The following is an 18738-nucleotide window of genomic DNA, read 5'->3' as shown; positions in this document are numbered from 1 at the left end:
TTTGTTCTTTCAGTTTTAATCTTCATCAGATGGAGGGACTATGATTACAAAACAGCACCTTAGAAAAGTATGGAAGAATGAAACTAAAGTTTCAGAAGACTATTTAGTGATTATAAGCAAAGAACTTTCTATGAAGATCTCTGAATGTAAGTTAGACAGTGAACTGAGACTGTCACACTTTGTCGCTCAATTAGCAAAAGAGGTTGGTCCTGGAATGAGAATGGAGGAAAACCTGAATTATTCAGTTCAAGGATTGAAAAGCACTTTCAGAGTCTATCGGAATAGGCCGGAGTTAGCTGAAAAGCACGGGAGAAAAAATGCCATCAATCAAAAAGCAAACCAAGAAGCGATAGCAAATAATGCCTATGCCATGAAAATAGGCAATGGTGATGCAAGTACCGGAGATGGATGGAAATATCGCGGTAGAGGAATGATACAGTTAACAGGGAAAGGAAACTATTTAGCGACAGAAAGCATACACGCAAATATTTGGAACGAAAATACGAGTTTCTCTTCTTCGCCCCAGTTAGTTGCTCAACCTAAATATGCCATCAGGACTGCTATGATTTTTTGGCTGAAGAATAAACTATATTTAAAAGCCGATAAGGGAGCATCTAGAACGGTAACTGATAGTATTACTAAGGTTATTAATAAAAATACAGATTCATATGGACAAAGACATGAGATATTTACCGAACTGTATAAAAAAGGTATTTTTAAAGAAATTTTTAAGTAGGGCTTTTGGAGCTTGTTTGATAGTACATTACCCTGCATTTTCCTTTCAGTTAACTAGTGTCGACGATGGTTATTTGCTGACTGATAATAAGTTTGAATCGGATTATATGGTATATACTCCGGGCGCGAAGGAAGCGGAAATTACTGATGCATATGACTTCGCTTGTGTTGGTAGCAAAATCGAAGTGGTTAAAATTAGAAGTGAAATTAACAATGCCGTGACTCATGGAGAGCAGCTCCAATATTACTTTTTTCTTGTTACTGAGAATAAAGCTTACTGGCCACTTAGAATTGTTGAATCTTTCCAGACCGTGGACAAAGATTCCCAGGAATTAGTATCAGAACATTTACCTTTCACAAAGCATGATGACCTTGGGTTAGCTTGTGATTTGATTAGACCTCAGGTTAAAAGCTATTACTTTTCCCAAGCTTTTGAAGCGATACCTAAACATACCCACAGTAAAGGCGACTGACTCAGTCGCCTTTACTGTTTTGACTGTAGAGCTGTAGTGTTTATTGCTCTTTGGAGCAAAGTTCACCTTTCTTGGCGTGTCTTTCGATCATGTAATCGCCACGAGCGCTGTGTAAAACAATCGCATTCCAGACTTGGCCATCTTGCAACTCGAACTCAAATGCATAATGGGTTCCGCCGACCATTTTCGTTCTCACTTCATGAATCGCTTTCAATTCATCATCGGCATTCATTTGATAAAGCACCATGTTGAGTGAGCGTCTAGCGTCAGGAGTAACTTGAGCAATTTGCCAATGGCCCTGTTTGTCTGTTGTGGAGCAAATAGACCGCATTTTACTTTTCATGGCGGATGACATCTGCTTGTCTACGGACAATGTATTTGGTGAAAACAGTAGACCTGTCAAAGGAATCAAAGTTGCCAGAATCTGCTTTAAGGTCATAAAAACACTCCGTTGTTTTACTCTTGCTTGAGTATAGACCTCAATGACTTCAGATGTGGTGCAGTAGACTCTTGGCCTACAATATCGCAGCTCGTATCAACGAACTGATGATAAACAAGGCGACCACGCTTGCCAGCCAAATACCAATGAACCACAAAATGGGTTTTAGTTTCATTAGTGATATCCCTCTCCACGTTTCATCTTACCGCGGAAAACCCAATACGAATAAGCCGTGTAGGCTATGATCAGAGGAAGTAATACCACCGCACCGGCAAGTAAAAATGCCAAACTTTTATCTGGCGCGGCGACGTCTTGATAAGTGAGTGCGAAGGGAACCAAGTAAGGAAATGTACTGACACCGAAACCCATCGCGGAAACAAGAAACAGGCCGATGGCAAGTACATAGGCACGAACAGCTTTGTGGTCGAGTAAGGCTTTGAATAGCTGCCAAATGAGTGCCGCTGCAATGATTGGTAAAATGAAAAACAGCAGCGAGTTTGGTAATGAGAACCAACGTTCAAATACGATATTTTGGCTCAATGGCAGCCACAAACTGGCGATGAATATACAGGCTACCATCGCTAGTCCCCATCGTCGCGCGACCACGTAATAGCGCCCCATCAGCTCTTCTGGAAGCTTGATTAATAACCAGCATGAACCGAGCAGAATATAAGCACAAACAAGCGCCAAGCCACAAAATATGCTAAACGGCGAAAGCCAATCAAACCATCCACCTGCGTATGCTCGTTCACTAACCTCTATACCTTGGAGCAGGGTTCCAAGCATAATGCCTTGCATCAATGCCGCGGTGAGTGAACCAATGAAAAAAGCGCTATCCCATAAAAACTTTCCGCGTTGTGTTCGGAAGCGATACTCAAAAGAAACCCCGCGCAGAATTAACCCGAGCAGCATTAAAATCAGGGGAGCATAGAGTGCTGGCATAATGACCGCGTAGGCGAGGGGGAACACGGCAAAAAGCCCACCACCGCCAAGAACTAGCCAAGTTTCATTCCCATCCCAAACAGGAGCGATGCTGTTCATCATCATGTCGCGCTCTTCATCGTCATTAGCGCTGAGGAATAGGATACCAATACCGAGATCAAAGCCATCTAACACGACATAAATCAGAACGGCGAGCCCAATCAAAGCGTACCAAATTAATGCGTAATCCATGAGTTAGCTCCTAGGTTAGATGGTTAGAATGTGTGATGGCATCGGTTTTCGTGCCATCAGGGCCATCAGGAAGTCGGCTGTCTAAGCCTTCTTCATATCGAGTTGGAGACTTGCGCATCAAACGTAGGAGATAGAAGAAGCCAGCTCCAAAAACCACAAAGTAAACCACGATGAACGCCGTCAGGGAGACGCTCACCGCGGCGGCATCAATAGGCGATGCCGAATTGGCTGTGGTTAAAAGACCGTATACGGTGTAAGGCTGGCGACCGACTTCGGTGGTTATCCAGCCTGCTAAAACTGCAATGAACCCCGCTGGGGCAAACAGGACACAAATACGTTGAAGTGCCCTTGAATCAAAAAGTTTGCGACGTTTTCTAAGCCATAGGCTCCACAAACCAATAACAATCATGCCAAAACCAAGCGCGACCATTACTCGGAAAGACCAGAAAACGATAGAGACAGGAGGGTGTTCCTCCTCTGGAAAAGCATCTAATCCCTTCACTTCACCGTTGAGGTCATGAGTTAAAATCAAACTACCGAGTTTGGGGATTTCCAGTGCGTATTCCATACGTTTTTCTTCATCGTTAGGGATACCGAAGAGGATCAATGGCGCGCCTTGGTGAGACTCATAGTGCCCTTCCATCGCGGCGACTTTGGCGGGTTGATGTTCAAGGGTGTTTAATCCATGCATGTCTCCAGCAACGATTTGAATTGGTGTCACGATGGCAGCCATCCACATTGCCATCGAGAACATAATTCTGGCTAGAGGGTTATGGTTTGATTTTAGCAAGTGATAAGCGGCAACGCCGGCTACAACAAAAGCAGTAGTAAGGTAAGCGGCGAGCAACATATGAACGAGCCGGTAAGGGAAGGAAGGGTTGAAGACAATCGCCCACCAGTCTTCTGGGATAAACTGTCCGGCTTCGTTGATACTGTAGCCCGCTGGTGTTTGCATCCAACTATTAACCGAAAGTATCCAAAACGCAGACAAAAACGTCCCGAATGCAACAATACAAGTTGCGGCGAAGTGAAGCTTCTTACCCACCTTATCCATACCGAAAAGCATCACGCCTAAAAATCCCGCTTCGAGGAAAAACGCAGTAAAAACTTCATAACCCATTAGCGGGCCTAGGATTGGGCCTGTTTTGTCGGCAAACACGCTCCAGTTGGTCCCGAATTGATAGCTCAACACGATGCCACTTACCACACCCATACCAAAACTGATGGCAAAGATTTTGAGCCAGTATTTATAGATCTGCATGTACTGTTTGTTGCCCGTTTTTAAGTACAAGCCTTCTAACACGGCGAGGTAACTTGCCAAACCAATCGTAAACGCTGGAAAAATGATGTGGAAAGAGACAGTAAAGGCAAATTGGAATCTGGCTAAATCGATGGCGAGTGTGTCCATGGGCATTCCCTTTTTAGTTTCGAATTAACAGTTCGCCGAATTGGAAGAGATGAGGGAAGAGCGACGAACAAAATGGAATACGAAGAAGGAAGGCTAAGAGATTAAAAAACGATCGCTTTTTACGGCAGTGCGTACCATCTTTTAGATAAAGGAGGAGTTGTTATGAGCCTTAAACACTACTTTGAGAAAGCGACACCTAAGTTTGGCCCTGGTGGGAAGTATCACAAGTTCTATCCATTGTTCGAAGCTGTCGAAACCATTTTTTACACGCCTGGTAAGGTTAACCAGGGCATGACTCACGTTCGAGATAGCATCGATTTAAAACGTATTATGATCATGGTGTGGCTGGCGGTCTTCCCTGCCATGTTCTGGGGTATGTACAACATAGGTCAGCAGTCCAGCGATGCTTTGTTGTATGGAATGGATCAAGCCTCAGCTCAGCAAGCGCTGGTTTCTTCGTGGCAACTGAGTTGGGTATGGGGCTCGTTAGATGCGGTTTCACAAGCGGGGTGGGCAAGTAAAATGTGGCTTGGTGCTACTTATTTTCTACCCGTTTATGCGACGGTGTTTATCGTTGGTGGTTTCTGGGAAGTTCTGTTTGCTATTGTGCGAAAGCACGAGGTAAATGAAGGTTTTTTTGTCAGCTCTATACTCTTTGCGTTGATCCTTCCTCCGACAATTCCACTGTGGCAAGCGGCTTTGGGTATCACTTTCGGTATTGTTGTGGCGAAGGAGATTTTCGGTGGTACAGGGCGAAACTTCCTAAACCCAGCTCTGGCAGGGCGCGCGTTCTTATACTTTGCTTATCCTGCCAACATGTCCGGTGGTGCCGTGTGGGCCGCGGCTGATGGTTACTCTGGCGCTACTCCACTTAGCCAATGGTATGAAGGTGGGCAAAGTGCCTTGATAAATAATATGACGGGGCAGCCAATTTCATGGGGAGATGCTTTTGTTGGTAACTTGCCAGGCTCGATGGGTGAAGTCTCCACGCTGTTGATTGCACTAACAGGCTTTATTCTTATCTTTATGAAGATAGCGTCGTGGCGAATCGTTGCGGGCGTGTTGGTCGGTTTAGTGGCGGCTTCATTACTATTGAATGCGATCGGTTCGGACTCTAACCCAATGTTCTCCATGCCGTTCTACTGGCACTTCGTGATTGGTGGGGTTGCGTTTGGTACCTTCTTTATGGCGACAGATCCTGTCTCGGCGGCTTTTACCAATGGCGGTAAATGGGCATACGGACTATTAATCGGTGTGATGACGATTTTTATCCGAGTACTGAACCCAGCTTATCCAGAAGGCATCATGTTAGCGATTCTATTTGCTAACTTATTCGCGCCACTTTTCGATTATTTAGTCAAAGAAAGTAATATCAAACGCAGAATGAAAAGGGCGAGACCTTCTTAAAATGAGGGTGACTTCACTGAAAGTTGATTGAAAACTGCACTATATTGAAAAGGTTAGAAACATGGGGTTTCTGGCTTTTTATTTTTATCAGGAGGACGAAGACGATGAGAATAAAGGATATTCTCGATAGCCGTTTGGTGCTGTCGTTCTGGTACAACCTAGACTACTGCTTGTCTCTTCTTAGTAAAATCTCTTCTCGTTGATTTCCTCAATGCAACCGCATTGAAAAGCATTTTATCTATTTGTTTTTTTTAGTCTTACGTGATAGCGCGTAGGGCAATGCGTATAAGGAAATTAACAATGAAACGTATTCCAGAACCTTTCCGTATCAAAATGGTTGAGCCAATCAAAATGACCACTTTGGCAGACCGTGAAGTCGCGTTAAAAGAAGCGGGTTATAACCCATTTCTTCTTCGTAGTGATGATGTTTATATCGATTTGCTGACTGACTCTGGCACTGGTGCCATGAGTGATAATCAGTGGGCTGGCATCATGATGGGGGATGAATCCTATGCGGGTAGCCGAAATTACTACAACCTGTGTGATGCAGTAGAGCACTTCTTTGGTTACAAGCTCACCGTGCCTGCGCACCAAGGGCGTGGTGCCGAGCAAATTTTGTTCCCAGCTTTGATTGAGCGTATGCGTCAAGTGCGTGGTGGTGAAACGCCAGTATTTATATCGAACTACCATTTTGATACCACCGCGGGTCACATCGAGCTCAATGGCGGTAAAGCAATTAACGTGGTAACGGAAGAAGCATTCGACACCACTACGCCTTATGATTGGAAGGGCAACTTTGATATCGATAAGCTGGTGGCAACAATTGAAGCGCACGGTTCACATAACATTTGTGCGATTATCACCACGATTACTTGTAATAGTTCCGGTGGCCAGCCTGTGTCGATGGAAAACATGCGCAGCGTGTACGAAATCGCAACCAAGTACGATATTCCGGTGGTGATTGACTCGGCTCGTTACTGTGAGAACGCCTACTTTATTAAGCAGCGTGAAGAGGGGTACGAAGATAAATCGATTCTGGAAATCATTCGCGAGATGTATCAATACGGCGATATGTTGACGATGTCGGCTAAGAAAGACCCGATGGTAAACATTGGTGGTATGTGTTGTATTCGTGATCATAAAGAGTTGTTCCAAGCAGTGCAGACACGTTGTGTACCCATGGAAGGATTTGTGACATACGGTGGTATGGCTGGGCGTGATATGGAAGCGCTCGCTCGCGGTTTGTATGAAGCGGCAGATGAAGATTTTCTTCACTACCGAATTAGCCAAGTTCAATACTTAGGTGAGCGCTTACGTGAAGGCGGTATTCCAATTCAATACCCAACGGGTGGTCACGCAGTGTTTGTGGATGCCGCTAAGATTTTGCCACATATTCCAACGGATCAGTTCCCTGCGCAGGTATTGTGTAATGCCTTGTACTTGGAGGCGGGTATTCGAGCAGTAGAGATAGGATCACTACTGCTTGGTCGTGACCCTGATACGGGTAAACAAAAAGCGTCAGAGTTAGAATTAATGCGTTTGACCATTCCACGCCGCGTCTATACCAACGACCATATGGATTACATTGCGGATGCGATTATCGAGCTGAAAAATCGTGCACATGAGTTAAAAGGGCTCACTTTTGAGTATGAACCACCAGTGCTGCGCCACTTTACTGCTCGGTTTAAAGAAATCGATTAATTAAGGTTTGAATATAGAAAAGCAAAAGGCCGCGAGTTTCGCGGCCTTTTTCGATTTGTTTCTTAGCGTTACAGTTACGCCAACTCTAATGTAATGCGAACGAACTGATCGTCCTGGTACTGCACTTCATAATTGAATGTACCACTGGCGTAAATGCTGCCAAGGAAAAGTGAACGTTGGCTCATTGGTCCACGGAACAGCATCGAAATAGGAGCGATTAGGGCGTTATTATCATCGAAATGCTGATTTAAGTTCTCAGAAAGCACACATAGCAAACAGCCGTGTTGGTCGTGAGATAAGTCGACGTCTTCCGGTCGAGATAATAATACGGTAGTCCCCAACTTCTTCTCAATTTCGTTAATCAACAGCAAGTAGCTATCTAGATCAGGTTGAGGGTTACGTGGTTTATCTGCACCCACGCAACGTTCGAGTAACGCTTCCAGATTTCCGTTCTCGCCTTTTGCCTGTTGAGTCAAAGACTTTAACGGCTTTTTAATCAGCTTATAGCGATTACTCTTCAGTTTTGGCTTCAGCCATTTCTGCAGTAAGTCGTTACGCTCTTTAAGGGAGAGACCATGTGAGGACGCGTGAATTTTAAAGTGCAGGTGTAATAAAGCGTGAACCGCAAGCTCACTCAGAAGTTGGTTAGCATCTGTAGACTGTCTTGCCTGCTTAGAACTTTGCATTACACTCGAACAAAATTAGGGAAGAAGGATAATGGTGCCGAGAGAGGGACTCGAACCCTCACACCAAAGGCACTAGCACCTCATGCTAGCGTGTCTACCAATTTCACCATCTCGGCATCATGATGCTCTGAATACTCAGAGGCCTCGAAAGAAGCAACGCGAATTGTATAACCAAAATCCACCTGTTGGCGAGAGCAAAATGACGAATTTTGGCTCTTTCGAGTTTGATTGCGTATTTATTGGTCACTTTTGCGTTTTTTACCATCAAAGTCTGTCCTTATGCCCTTACTTTTATTAACAGTATGACGACAAAAGAACGTTTTTGCCTAAATTTTGAACGCTTGAACGTTTGCGTAAATAAATGTGATGAATATCTCTTTTTGTTGGCTATACTTGCGTCCCGTTTAAGCGGGAATTAGGGTTTAGTTGTTCAGGACCCTTACCCATACAAGCCGTCACATGGAGCAGGCCAAGCAATACGCTCGCCAGCAGTGAATGACCCCACGGACCGGACCAGCTACGTTCAATTGCTTGTATAAGGTAAAAATAAGATGTCGAACTATTCGTTCTGTCTACATTCTGGATCTGAAGGCGAGTTATCACTCGCTGCGTTGTCCCTTTCTTCTGCCAATTCCTTTGGCTCTTTTTTCTTTTTCAACGTTCAGTAGGTCCAGCTCATGAGTGTTCTATTTAGTCTATTTGGTATTGTTGCACTGCTAGGTTGTGCTTTCCTACTTTCTGAGGGCCGTTCTTCCATTAATTGGAAAACCGTATCTCGCGCCTTGATGCTACAAATGGGATTTGCTGCCTTAGTGCTTTATTTCCCGTTAGGTCAGGCGGCGCTGGCGAGTTTAAGTAATGGTGTCGCGGGGCTACTCAGCTTTGCTGATGAGGGGATTAAATTCCTCTTTGGTGACCTCGCTTCTTCTGGCTTTATCTTCGCTATTCGTGTCCTTCCTATCATCATCTTCTTCAGTGCTCTTATCTCCGCCCTTTACTACTTGGGCATTATGCAAAAAGTGATTCAATTTATTGGCGGTGCTATCCAGAAGTTCTTGGGCACCAGCAAAGCAGAGTCTCTGGTTGCAACAGGTAACATTTTCTTATCTCAAGGCGAGTCCCCACTTCTTATTCGTCCATTTCTTTCGAACATGACTCGCTCTGAACTGTTTGCTGTGATGGCTGGTGGTATGGCTTCAGTGGCGGGCAGTGTGCTTGGTGGTTATGCCGGTTTAGGTGTTGACCTAAAATACTTGATTGCGGCAAGCTTTATGGCAGCTCCAGGTAGTTTGATGATGGCAAAAATCATTGTTCCTGAACGCCAAACGCCAAGCGATTACAACGATATTGAGCTAGATAAATCAGAAGAAAGCAACGTTATTGATGCGCTAGCAAACGGTGCTATGGGCGGTATGAAAGTGGCCGTTGCTGTTGGTACCATGCTTATCGCTTTTGTTAGTGTTATCGCGATGGTGAACACGGGACTAGAAAACTTAGGTGACATACTTGGTTTCTCTGGTGTGACGCTACAAGCGATTTTTGGTTACTTGTTTGCACCTCTAGCGTGGTTGATTGGTGTGCCAAGCCACGAAATCCTTGCTGCGGGTTCATACATTGGTCAGAAAGTTGTGATGAACGAATTTGTCGCGTTTATCGATTTTGTACAGCACAAAGCGACGCTGTCTGAGCATACTCAAGTCATCATCACTTTTGCGTTGTGTGGCTTTGCAAACATTGGCTCAATTGCGATTCAGCTGGGTTCTATCGGCGTGATGGCACCTGAGCGCCGCAAAGATGTAGCAAGTTTAGGCCTAAAAGCGGTTGCTGCTGGCACACTCGCTAACCTGATGAGTGCGTGTTTAGCGGGCATTTTCATCTCGCTCTAATTTAGATTGAAGATGCACACTAAAAACCCGCCTAAATGGCGGGTTTTATTATTTCTAAGGCTTAGGTATTAAGCCGTAGGGTATTGATTTAAAAGCGTCAGGGTGCTCTTGATAAGTTGGCGCTTTATGTACCCCTTTCCAATCGAGCAGCATGATGGCTAGGACATTACGGTGCTCGCCGTACTTGAGATCAAAACTCCCATCGACCGATGGAATCATCCCTTTTTCAGCGTTGATTGCGTGACGAATGGCTTGGCGGGTTTTCTCGACGACCGGATCGTGATCCAAGCCTGCTAATAAAAACGAAATGCCGACTTCTGCAATCACATCTTCTTTGGCGCGCAGTAGAATAGTGTCGATGTTGTTGCGAAAGTAATCATAAATCCATTGGTGTTTCTTTTCGCTTACTCGTTCTTGATAGTACTGTGAGTCGGCAAAGATGATGTGCGTCATACCATAGAGTTTATTCCAATACTGCTGAGCTGACAGCATCTTATCTTTATCGTCGGGGTAGGTATTGCGAAAGGTTTGAGTAAATTCCTCGACCACATCTTGCTCACCAAGCTGGCGAAGCCAGTAGACTTGGTTTGCGAGCTGAGCTGCCCACGCCTCTATCATTTCTTTGTCCGTAACGTAACGCGAGAAATCGTAGCGCCTCAGGATCTTTCTCAGCGTTTTGTCTTGCTTATGTTTCAGACCATATTCGTTTGCTCTTGCCATTGCGCCAAGCAAATCCACGCCAAGATAAAGATATTCAGGATGGTGTTTAGTGACGGTATAGCGTCGTTGCCCTCGCTCACTTTCTTTCTCTTGATACGCGGTCAATCTTTGTGATGAATAAAGAATAATATCTTCAGGTTCAACGACTTCATTAGCAAATCGGTTTAATCGGCTAGCTATTTGTGCCATGTCGGTCCAAACGGCAGCGTGATATTTCTCATCTAATGTCTGGCGGTACATGCGTAAGCCAAAGTGCCCCTCTTTAAACGCAGGTAAAGTGAACAGTTCCTGCTCGTAGGTATTACGAATCAACTGTGCTGATTGAGCATTATCTAGGAGCGGTATCTCTTCCTGTGATGCCTGAACAGCAAAGGTAAGTGAGCAAGAGAGTAAGACCGCTAAGCTAAGAGGTTTGATGCGCATAAATCCATTCCCTATGAAGTCCTGAATCTAAACCTACCATCAATATTAATTAAGAATGTAAAAGCTGAGTCAATAGTTAAAAATCTGTCGAAAAGTCAGATTGATACGTTCACCTTTGGTTTTCGCGGTTTTTGGTACACAGTGTTTCCAGTGATGTTGGAGCTCGCCAGCCATAACCAGTAAGGAGCCGTGAGAAAGCTCATATTCAATCTCAGTTTTACAATGTAAATTTCTGAGCAAAAATCGACGTGTTTCACCTAAATTCAAAGAGGCGATAACCGGATTTCTACCTAGCTCTGGTTCATTGTCTTGGTGCCAGCCCATCGAATCTTGGCCGTGTCGGTATAGGTTGGCAAGTACAGAGTTGAAGGCTACATCCGCAATCGACTCACAGCGCACTTTGAGCTGAGTTAATTCAGGAGTCCAAGGGTGAGGCTGCATGGTTAAGCCTGAGTAAGTATATGCTGCATCACCGTGCCACGCTTGTAAACGAGGTTGAAGTACTGACTTGCCGAACATGGTAATGCGCTCTTGATGCCATGGCAGTGTTTCCAGAAGTTGGTCAAAGTAGTGATCCGCTTCTAGATGGCTAAGAAAGTAAGGATCGTAATAGAGTTTACCCCTTTCTACTTCTTGCCACTGAGTACCGCCAAATAAATCGCCTTGTTGATGCATCATCTCATACCTAAAACATAAAAAATTTTAATCACTGTTACCTTTCCGATTGGGATTGGTTATTCTTGTGATAATAAGAATTTTAACAATAAATAAAAATCTCGTAACGATATACGAGTTGTGGGGAGAAAATGCGTTATTTACCCAGAAAGCGATGCTATTTTGCATTGTTCTTCCTCAGTTTTTTCGCTTTATGCGTTGGGGTTATTGAGCTGTTGCATCGAAATCAGCAAGAGCTTCACCAAGAGCGAGTTCAAGTTGAGGCCAAAGAACAACTTTCCACCCTCCGTTCCAATTTGGAAGCGGTACTTATGGCGGATATCTATAAAGCCAGTACCTTGGCGACACTCATTACTTTACTGCCTAAAAACCAAGAAGACGAATTGAACATTGCGGCTCACCGCATCCTGAGCAAAAGCAAACATATTACGATCATTGGCATTGCGAAGAATGATGTTATCAGTCATATATTTCCACGCCAAGGTAATGAGCGTTTAATCGGCCTCGATTACCGAACGGTGCCACAGCAGTGGGTACAGGTGCAAAAAGCTAAGGATATACAAGAAATATTTATAGCAGGGCCTGTCAACTTGATTCAAGGCGGCAAAGGCTTGATCGTGCGGGTTCCGGTTTTTCTTGATCCACCGTTGAACCAGGATTATTGGGGTGTGATCAGTGCGGTGATTAATTTTGATGCTCTGATGCGAGAAACTGGCGTGATCGATTTCTCTTATCGCTACCCTTTGATGATTCGTGGTTACGACAGTGGCGGTGCTTTTGGTGACGTTTTCTTTGGCGCACTGAGTGAAACCAAAAAGCCATACGCGAAAGAAATGGTTCATTTTCCTTATGGTGGATGGAGTATGGTGGTTTTCTCCGGAGACAAACTCGACCGTCAAATTCCTTGGCATCAGCTTTATTTAGCAAGGCTCATCGGTTATCCCATTGTTTTTGCACTGAGCCTCGCGCTTATTGCGATTTATCGCTTGTACACCATTGCGGATGATAGAGCACTGCATGATGAACTGACGCACTTACCAAACCGTCGCTATTTTATGAAGTTTTACAAGCAGCAGTTTGAAATAGCGAAACGTTACAAAAAGCGTTACAGCTTCGCCTTAATCAATATAGATCTGGATAGGTTTAAACATATTAACGATACCTATGGTCATGACGCAGGCGACAAGGTCTTAGTCGCTACGGCTGAAAGAGTGAAAAGCTCTCTGCGTAAATCAGATATTGTGGCCCGAATGGGAGGGGATGAGTTTTTAGTTGTCGTTCATAACCCTGGGACGGAAGAAAATGTTCAGTCTCTGCTACAAAAGCTCAGGTTAGCTTTATGTTCGACGCCCGTGATTTACGATGAAGCGCTCATCTACCTGAGAACCAGCATTGGGTACGCGATATTTGATCCGGACATGTCATCTCCAGAGCAAATGATGAAAATAGCCGATGAGAGAATGTATCAACAAAAACATGGCGGATGAACCTGAGCCCAGTTTCAATCAGGACTTTGGAGCAGTGGTAAGGTTAAGAATCCGAAATCTCACCATCATTTGGGTATAAGAATATATGACTTTACATGTTAATAGACTCTTTGCTGAGAGAGTCATTATTAGCAGTGCATGAAGTGGCATATTTGCATGTTGTTGCATTTTGCAAATGCAGTTTGCGAAATTTATGGTCAATAAAGCAACGATATGCATCTGGATCTATTAAAAAACGGCCTTTTTAAAGTTGGCACGCATCGTGCTTTATCTAGAGTGACCCTTATTAAGCCGAGGGTCACCTAGCCAACTGACGTTGTTAGTGAATACACATTGTTCACAAGTATATACCGCCAATCACGATTATTGTGATTGGCGTTTTTTCTTTCTAGAGACCAATAATATTCACGTTGTCACCTGTCTCATCGGCTTCTCCGCACTTACTGTAACAACTAGGCTGCCTTGGACAAACGGCCCCTCTTGAGCAGATTAGCCTAGCTTGGGTTTGAATACCTCGTTCTATCCAATTGATGTTTAATATCTTAGCAATGGTTGTTAAGTCTTTTTTGATGTGGGGAGGAATGACACTACTTCCGCCGGAAGCGACACAAAGTGACTTCAGCTCTTCCGCAATAGAAACTGCATCACCACCTTGTGCAGAAATCGCAGGGTTTAAATCTATCCCCGCGCACAACACTCGGTTGTTCCCCGCAGGGTCAAATACGTTGACTGATTCACAACAGTAAATACGTGGCTCGTCGCCCACATTCAAAATCGAAATTTGCGCTGAACTGGTATCCAAAGGTTGGGCTAGACGTCTAAATACAGCCCAGTGTTGGCAGGGATCGTTCACTTTGCGCATATTGCCCCAAGGAAGCGGGATGCCATTTCCACGATATACCGCTTTCAACTTGCCCGGACCATAGGCATCAAAGTAGTGCCAATGAGGGTACGGAGAAACCACGGTCATACGACGCATCGCAACGGAAGGAGAAACGCCGGCCTTTTTGTGAACATCAATTTCGTAACCGGAACGGTCAAGCAACTGACGAAATGGTACTTTGGGGCAAAGCAGGGCACCAGCAAAAAAGCTGGACTCAAAATCGCGCCAAGCTTGTAGGATATCTTGCGAGTTGAGCTCAGAGTTGGAAACTGGGCTGTCCATTTGCTCCCAGTTGTTTTGATGCCCAATAGATAAAACGTTATTCATTGCATCACTGCTATGGAGCACGCGATGGCCGATGTATACCGCCAAGTCATATTTCAATCGGGTTGGATAGTCTCGCATTCGTTTATTGAGATAAATGGTGCCAGGTGGCTCCATGAAAGACGTAATCAACTGTTTGGCGCTGACGCCCAGTTCATCAATCACATCCTGTGGTGCTCGGTCTACCCAGCGAATATCCAACCCCATGCTTTTCGCAATATCTATCAGATCTTCTACCGATAGATTCAGGCGTTTCAAGCCGACCTCTTCGGCTGCGCGTTCTAAATCAGGAAAATGGTTTTGATGGTTTTCTTGGTGCGCACGGATCAATAAGTGGGCGAATTGACGTCCAGTAATACCCGTTTGAGACAACATCTCTGGAATCGCGATTTGGAGAATATCATTGGAGAACAAAAAGCTCGGCTCCAATGCCATACCGTTGATACCGCCACGATTCCCTTTGTTGGGTGTAATGGCTTCTAGTTCCGGTTCATCATCTAAAAACCAGGCAGGATCTTTTTGAAAAACTTCCGCGATTACTTCGAGCATATCAATACTCGGAACGCGTTTTCCGCGCTCTATCATCGAAAGGTAAGATACCGACGGTGCGTACTCAGGATTGATCCTTACACAGCGTGCAGATAAATCCTCCATAGTTAAATGGTTGTTTTTCCTTAGGTTGCGAATTTTCGTACCTAGAAAATGGGACTGACGAATAAGGCTTTTTGACACAGACATTTTGTAAAATTCACATTGTAAAATTTTTGTTGTGAAATTGTAGTCAATATTTCGCTAGTCTACATAATAAGCAGGCAAGGAAATTAACCATCAACTTCACAGAATTGCCTGAAACTTAAACGAAGGAATTAAGTTTTTACTCTAGGACGAGTTTTTTTAAGTGCGAGGATATGACGATGAATATGCTGAACTTCGATAAAAAAGAGATGCAACAACAACGCCCATTTATCGCTGAAGCTGTATTTGCCGTCGAAGCGGTAAGTGCTGAGCAGCAGAGCGAGAAGCAAGTAAAAGCGAAGCAACTACTAGACCGCATGTTCCCATTGGAGAACGGGTCGCACCAAGATGTATCAAGTTACGTAATTGATTACCGCCATGTATTGGCTTACTTCAAAGACGGCACACACAGCGGCCTGAAAAGCCCAAAACACTTTGTGGCGTATACGGGTGAGAAAGAAGATCCAAAATCGATCTTGTTTAAAGACGATTCAGGTAACCACGTAGAAGTGCTATTTGGCTGTCATAAAGGCACCGGTTGTGTGGAGTTGATGGATATTGATGACATTCAACTGGAAACCCGCACTACGTTTAATCCTGAACTAACGGGTAATGCGCCGACGGCGATGCGCCACTGGATCAGCCTAATCAAAGGCGACAAAAAAGGTAAGCCGATGGCATGCAGCGAAGATAAAGAATACACTGCGAAAAACGGTGACGACTATATTCTAAGCTACTGCTACAGTGTCGATTAAGATGTGAAGCGCCAGATAAATAGAATAAAAACCCCGCACTCAATAGTGCGGGGTTTTTATTCTATTTCGAAAAATTCGGTCCTATTAATCAAGCTTACATAACAAGTTGATTTAAATGGGCATCACGCGGTTACGACCGAGTTGTTTTGCCTCATAAAGTTGCTTATCGGCTTTATTGACCAGAGCTTCAGGCGTATCACCCACCTCATATTCTGCTACCCCAAAAGAAGCGGTAATGCTGTGAACTTGTGTACCAGAACGCTTATCTCTGATGCGCAGTTTTTCTATCATGCGGCGTAGTGTGTCTGCATATTGGCGAGCAATTCGCAGAGACTTATTGGGCACAATTAAAGCGAACTCTTCACCACCAAAACGATACGCGCATATTCCATCTCGACAGCTTTGTTGTAGTCGACGGGCAATGGCTTTTAGTACCGTATCGCCGAAAAGGTGGCCGTAATTGTCGTTAAATGACTTGAAATGGTCGATATCAAGCATGATCAAGGTCATTGCTTGATTTGATGCGATAAGCGAAGACAGATCTTTATCAAAAGCTCGACGGTTGTAAAGGTTGGATAGACCATCAAATAATGCGTCTTGCTGTACTTCAGCCAGCTGATTTTTGAGGCGAGAAATTTCTTCACTCGCATTAGTTAATTGGCTATTCAAAAACTTTGTCGAGTGACGAATTTCGTGTGACTCTGCGACAAGTTGACGAATCACCACCATCACTTCTTCAATACTTAAGCTGTTGTCTTCAACTTTTTCTAGCTTATTAAAACTTTTGTCTACCATTTCAGAAAAGGAAGAAGTATCTGAAAGTGTATCGCTCATCGAGCTGGACACTTCATGCAGCAGAACTTCTACATTGGTTCTAAGATCTTCAAGGCTAGTTTCTGCTTTACTGGCAACATAGTTGTTGTAAAGCTGTTTATTGGTTGCAGGCGGGCAGATACCGTAGTTTTCTAACACCGTATCCAACTCAAAGTTGAGTTCAGGAATGGTCTTGTCAACGTAGGTATACCAAAGCGCATAGTTGGCTGGCGTGGCAGCAACATGATTTTTGATCATTAGTGGGACCGCTTTTTTCAAATTAGCGGTCGATTTTTTAAACTCGTCGGTCATTTCTGCGATGGTACTAGCAAAATGGAATTGGACTTAGATTAACGGATATTAACCAATATCGCTTTAATTTTTATCATTTTTGCATGGTTTATATAAAAAATGAGTGATTAAGACCGTTATCAATATCGCCAAATTTTAATTTTATAAAATCTTAGTATGAAACATGCGCGAACGATGTTTTGGTGTTAAGGGCTCTAAGATGACCAGCCAATTGGTTTAGTGAGATTGTCAGTAACCTAATGATCGTAAAGCTCTATTGCCCGTACAACAACGAGTGGAATAAAAGACTTAGCGCTTGGGCTATTTGCAACAAGAACGCGGGACTCCGAGTTTACAAAAACGAGTTTACAAAAAGAGGGTGCGACTTGGATAAGAAAATAGGACTGTATTGGTTCACTAATGACCTGCGTTTGCATGACAACCCGCTGTTGATAGACGCTTATGCAGAAATGGATGAGTTAATTTGTTTGTATTGTCGCCCCTCGGTGACACCTTACTTGCAGCACTTTGCGCAGGAGACCTCTTTAGGGCGTGCGAAATTGCAGTTTCTCGAGGCATCGCTTAATGAACTTAATCAATCTTTAGCTAAATTGGGGCAACGATTATGGACGGTTGAATTGACGCCCTATCAAGCGATCAAATATGCCATCAGTCATTTCGGTATCACTCATATTTATGCTGATGCGTTTGCGGGTTCGGACGAGCAACAGGCACTAGAGCGTGCAATTAAAGGCACTCCCCATGTGAACATAAAACAGCAAGCGATCCGCACTTTGTTGTGCGAAGAACAGTTACCATTTGAATTAAGGCAACTGCCTGTGACCTTCACGAAATTTAGAAAGCAGGTCGAAGGTTTAGACCTCTCTCAGCCTTACGAGAGCGTTCATGCTTTACCGCCAGCACCTTCAGGTACGAATTTTCCTACCGCCACGACATATTACTTTGACACCAAACCAGCATTTGATGCCGGAGAACTGAGCGGTCTTGAACATTGTCGACGCTATTTTGCTTCAAGTTTAGCGAGCGAATATAAACAGACGCGCAATGGGCTTGATGGGGTGGAGTATTCAACTAAATTTTCACCTTGGTTAGCTCATGGTTGCGTCTCGCCTACAATCATTTATGCCATGCTCAAACAATATGAGCAAAAGAACGGAGCAAATGATTCAACCTATTGGATCTATTTCGAGTTGTTGTGGCGGGAATACTTTTATTGGTACGCGAGAAAGTATCAACAGAAGTTGTTTCGATTTGGCGGTATCGCCAACCAGCCACCACTGACCAGTTTTTATGCGCAACGCTTCAAACAGTGGAAGAAAGGCGAGACACCTTTTCCAATAGTCAACGCATGTATGCATCAGCTTAATAAAACGGGTTATATGTCTAACCGAGGGCGCCAACTGGTCGCGAGCTGTCTGGTTCATGAACTCGGACTCGACTGGCGCTACGGTGCTGCTTATTTTGAAACTCAGTTGATTGATTACGATGTCGGCTCTAATTGGGGCAACTGGCAGTATTTGGCTGGTGTTGGCGCTGACCCACGTGGCTCACGTCAGTTTAATCTAGAAAAGCAGACACAAACTTATGATCCAGATTTTTCATTTATCGACAAATGGCAGGGGAGATGCGTAGGCGTACATCTTGATAGTGTCGATATGGTGGATTGGCCGATTGCGCCAAAAAAAGAGAGCGGGAGATAACCA

17 protein-coding genes and 1 tRNA gene are annotated in these 18738 nt (G+C 44.3%); 8 read left to right on the top strand and 10 right to left on the bottom strand.

The window, feature by feature from the left end; translation table 11 throughout:
• Positions 1–40 precede the first annotated feature (40 nt).
• Both P4S59_RS15985 and P4S59_RS15980 read left to right on the top strand, forming a co-directional pair.
• Positions 41–736 (top strand): glycoside hydrolase family 19 protein, encoded by a 696-nt coding sequence (locus tag P4S59_RS15985; protein WP_203342681.1) that lies wholly within the window; start codon positions 41–43, stop codon positions 734–736.
• Positions 681–1208: a hypothetical protein gene (locus P4S59_RS15980; RefSeq protein WP_337168668.1), complete on the top strand. Its 528-nt coding sequence runs from the start codon at positions 681–683 to the stop codon at positions 1206–1208. The genes P4S59_RS15985 and P4S59_RS15980 overlap by 56 nt, the downstream gene beginning before the upstream one ends.
• A gap of 40 nt (positions 1209–1248) precedes the next feature.
• Here P4S59_RS15980 and P4S59_RS15975 read toward each other — a convergent pair whose 3' ends face one another.
• The 4 genes from P4S59_RS15975 to P4S59_RS15965 all read right to left on the bottom strand — a co-directional run bounded on the left by P4S59_RS15975 (position 1249) and on the right by P4S59_RS15965 (position 4228).
• Positions 1249–1647, bottom strand: a complete 399-nt coding sequence (locus P4S59_RS15975; protein WP_337168667.1) for a cystatin — start codon at positions 1645–1647, stop codon at positions 1249–1251.
• A 76-nt stretch (positions 1648–1723) separates the two neighbouring features.
• The gene (locus tag P4S59_RS24430; protein ID WP_074189740.1) at positions 1724–1822 is read right to left on the bottom strand and encodes a DUF2474 family protein; all 99 of its coding nucleotides are present in this window, start codon (positions 1820–1822) and stop codon (positions 1724–1726) included.
• A complete protein-coding gene (gene cydB / locus P4S59_RS15970) occupies positions 1822–2820 on the bottom strand; it encodes a cytochrome d ubiquinol oxidase subunit II (RefSeq protein WP_301583302.1) in 999 nt (332 codons plus the stop codon). The genes P4S59_RS24430 and cydB overlap by 1 nt, the downstream gene beginning before the upstream one ends.
• Positions 2821–2830: 10 nt before the next feature.
• Positions 2831–4228 (bottom strand): cytochrome ubiquinol oxidase subunit I, encoded by a 1398-nt coding sequence (locus tag P4S59_RS15965; protein ID WP_337168666.1) that lies wholly within the window; start codon positions 4226–4228, stop codon positions 2831–2833.
• Between the two features lie 162 nt (positions 4229–4390).
• Between P4S59_RS15965 and P4S59_RS15960 the strand changes: the two genes are divergently transcribed.
• The gene (locus P4S59_RS15960; protein WP_337168665.1) at positions 4391–5635 is read left to right on the top strand and encodes an NADH:ubiquinone reductase (Na(+)-transporting) subunit B; all 1245 of its coding nucleotides are present in this window, start codon (positions 4391–4393) and stop codon (positions 5633–5635) included.
• A gap of 300 nt (positions 5636–5935) precedes the next feature.
• Positions 5936–7336 carry a tryptophanase gene (locus P4S59_RS15955; protein WP_048624681.1) on the top strand — a complete coding sequence of 467 codons (1401 nt, stop codon included), beginning with the start codon at positions 5936–5938 and terminating at the stop codon, positions 7334–7336.
• 74 nt (positions 7337–7410) lie between these two features.
• On the opposite strand, the gene P4S59_RS15950 is transcribed toward P4S59_RS15955, so the two are convergent.
• Both P4S59_RS15950 and P4S59_RS15945 read right to left on the bottom strand, forming a co-directional pair.
• The gene (locus P4S59_RS15950) at positions 7411–8022 is read right to left on the bottom strand and encodes a DUF2913 family protein (protein WP_047102823.1); all 612 of its coding nucleotides are present in this window, start codon (positions 8020–8022) and stop codon (positions 7411–7413) included.
• A gap of 32 nt (positions 8023–8054) precedes the next feature.
• Positions 8055–8138, bottom strand: a tRNA-Leu gene (locus tag P4S59_RS15945).
• 561 nt (positions 8139–8699) lie between these two features.
• Between P4S59_RS15945 and P4S59_RS15940 the strand changes: the two genes are divergently transcribed.
• Entirely contained in the window at positions 8700–9908 is a 1209-nt protein-coding gene (locus tag P4S59_RS15940; RefSeq protein ID WP_337168664.1) for a NupC/NupG family nucleoside CNT transporter, read from the top strand.
• A gap of 54 nt (positions 9909–9962) precedes the next feature.
• Here the strand turns inward: P4S59_RS15940 and P4S59_RS15935 are convergent, their stop codons facing one another.
• Positions 9963–11051: a DUF3541 domain-containing protein gene (locus tag P4S59_RS15935; RefSeq protein WP_337168663.1), complete on the bottom strand. Its 1089-nt coding sequence runs from the start codon at positions 11049–11051 to the stop codon at positions 9963–9965.
• A gap of 69 nt (positions 11052–11120) precedes the next feature.
• Positions 11121–11726, bottom strand: coding sequence for an alpha-ketoglutarate-dependent dioxygenase AlkB family protein (locus P4S59_RS15930; protein WP_048624683.1), 606 nt, complete (start codon positions 11724–11726; stop codon positions 11121–11123).
• A gap of 131 nt (positions 11727–11857) precedes the next feature.
• On the opposite strand from P4S59_RS15930, the gene P4S59_RS15925 reads away from it, so the two are divergent.
• Entirely contained in the window at positions 11858–13213 is a 1356-nt protein-coding gene (locus P4S59_RS15925; protein WP_256956230.1) for a sensor domain-containing diguanylate cyclase, read from the top strand.
• Positions 13214–13601: 388 nt separating this feature from the next.
• Here P4S59_RS15925 and P4S59_RS15920 read toward each other — a convergent pair whose 3' ends face one another.
• Positions 13602–15158 (bottom strand): DUF3612 domain-containing protein, encoded by a 1557-nt coding sequence (locus tag P4S59_RS15920; RefSeq protein WP_104973366.1) that lies wholly within the window; start codon positions 15156–15158, stop codon positions 13602–13604.
• 176 nt (positions 15159–15334) lie between these two features.
• Here P4S59_RS15920 and P4S59_RS15915 point away from each other — a divergent pair, with 176 nt between their 5' ends.
• Positions 15335–15910, top strand: a complete 576-nt coding sequence (locus tag P4S59_RS15915; protein WP_248379337.1) for a hypothetical protein — start codon at positions 15335–15337, stop codon at positions 15908–15910.
• Positions 15911–16021: 111 nt separating this feature from the next.
• On the opposite strand, the gene gefA is transcribed toward P4S59_RS15915, so the two are convergent.
• Positions 16022–17035 carry a diguanylate cyclase GefA gene (gene gefA / locus P4S59_RS15910; RefSeq protein ID WP_005393654.1) on the bottom strand — a complete coding sequence of 338 codons (1014 nt, stop codon included), beginning with the start codon at positions 17033–17035 and terminating at the stop codon, positions 16022–16024.
• Between the two features lie 365 nt (positions 17036–17400).
• On the opposite strand from gefA, the gene P4S59_RS15905 reads away from it, so the two are divergent.
• On the top strand, positions 17401–18735 hold the full coding sequence (locus P4S59_RS15905) for a DASH family cryptochrome (protein WP_337168662.1): 1335 nt from the start codon (positions 17401–17403) through the stop codon (positions 18733–18735).
• Positions 18736–18738 lie beyond the last annotated feature (3 nt).

The sequence above is a fragment of the Vibrio sp. M60_M70 genome (assembly GCF_037162085.1).
In the GTDB taxonomy this organism is placed as follows: domain Bacteria; phylum Pseudomonadota; class Gammaproteobacteria; order Enterobacterales; family Vibrionaceae; genus Vibrio; species Vibrio diabolicus.
The sequence above is the reverse complement of the archived record's forward strand: the minus strand, read 5'-3'. Positions and strand labels throughout refer to the sequence as shown.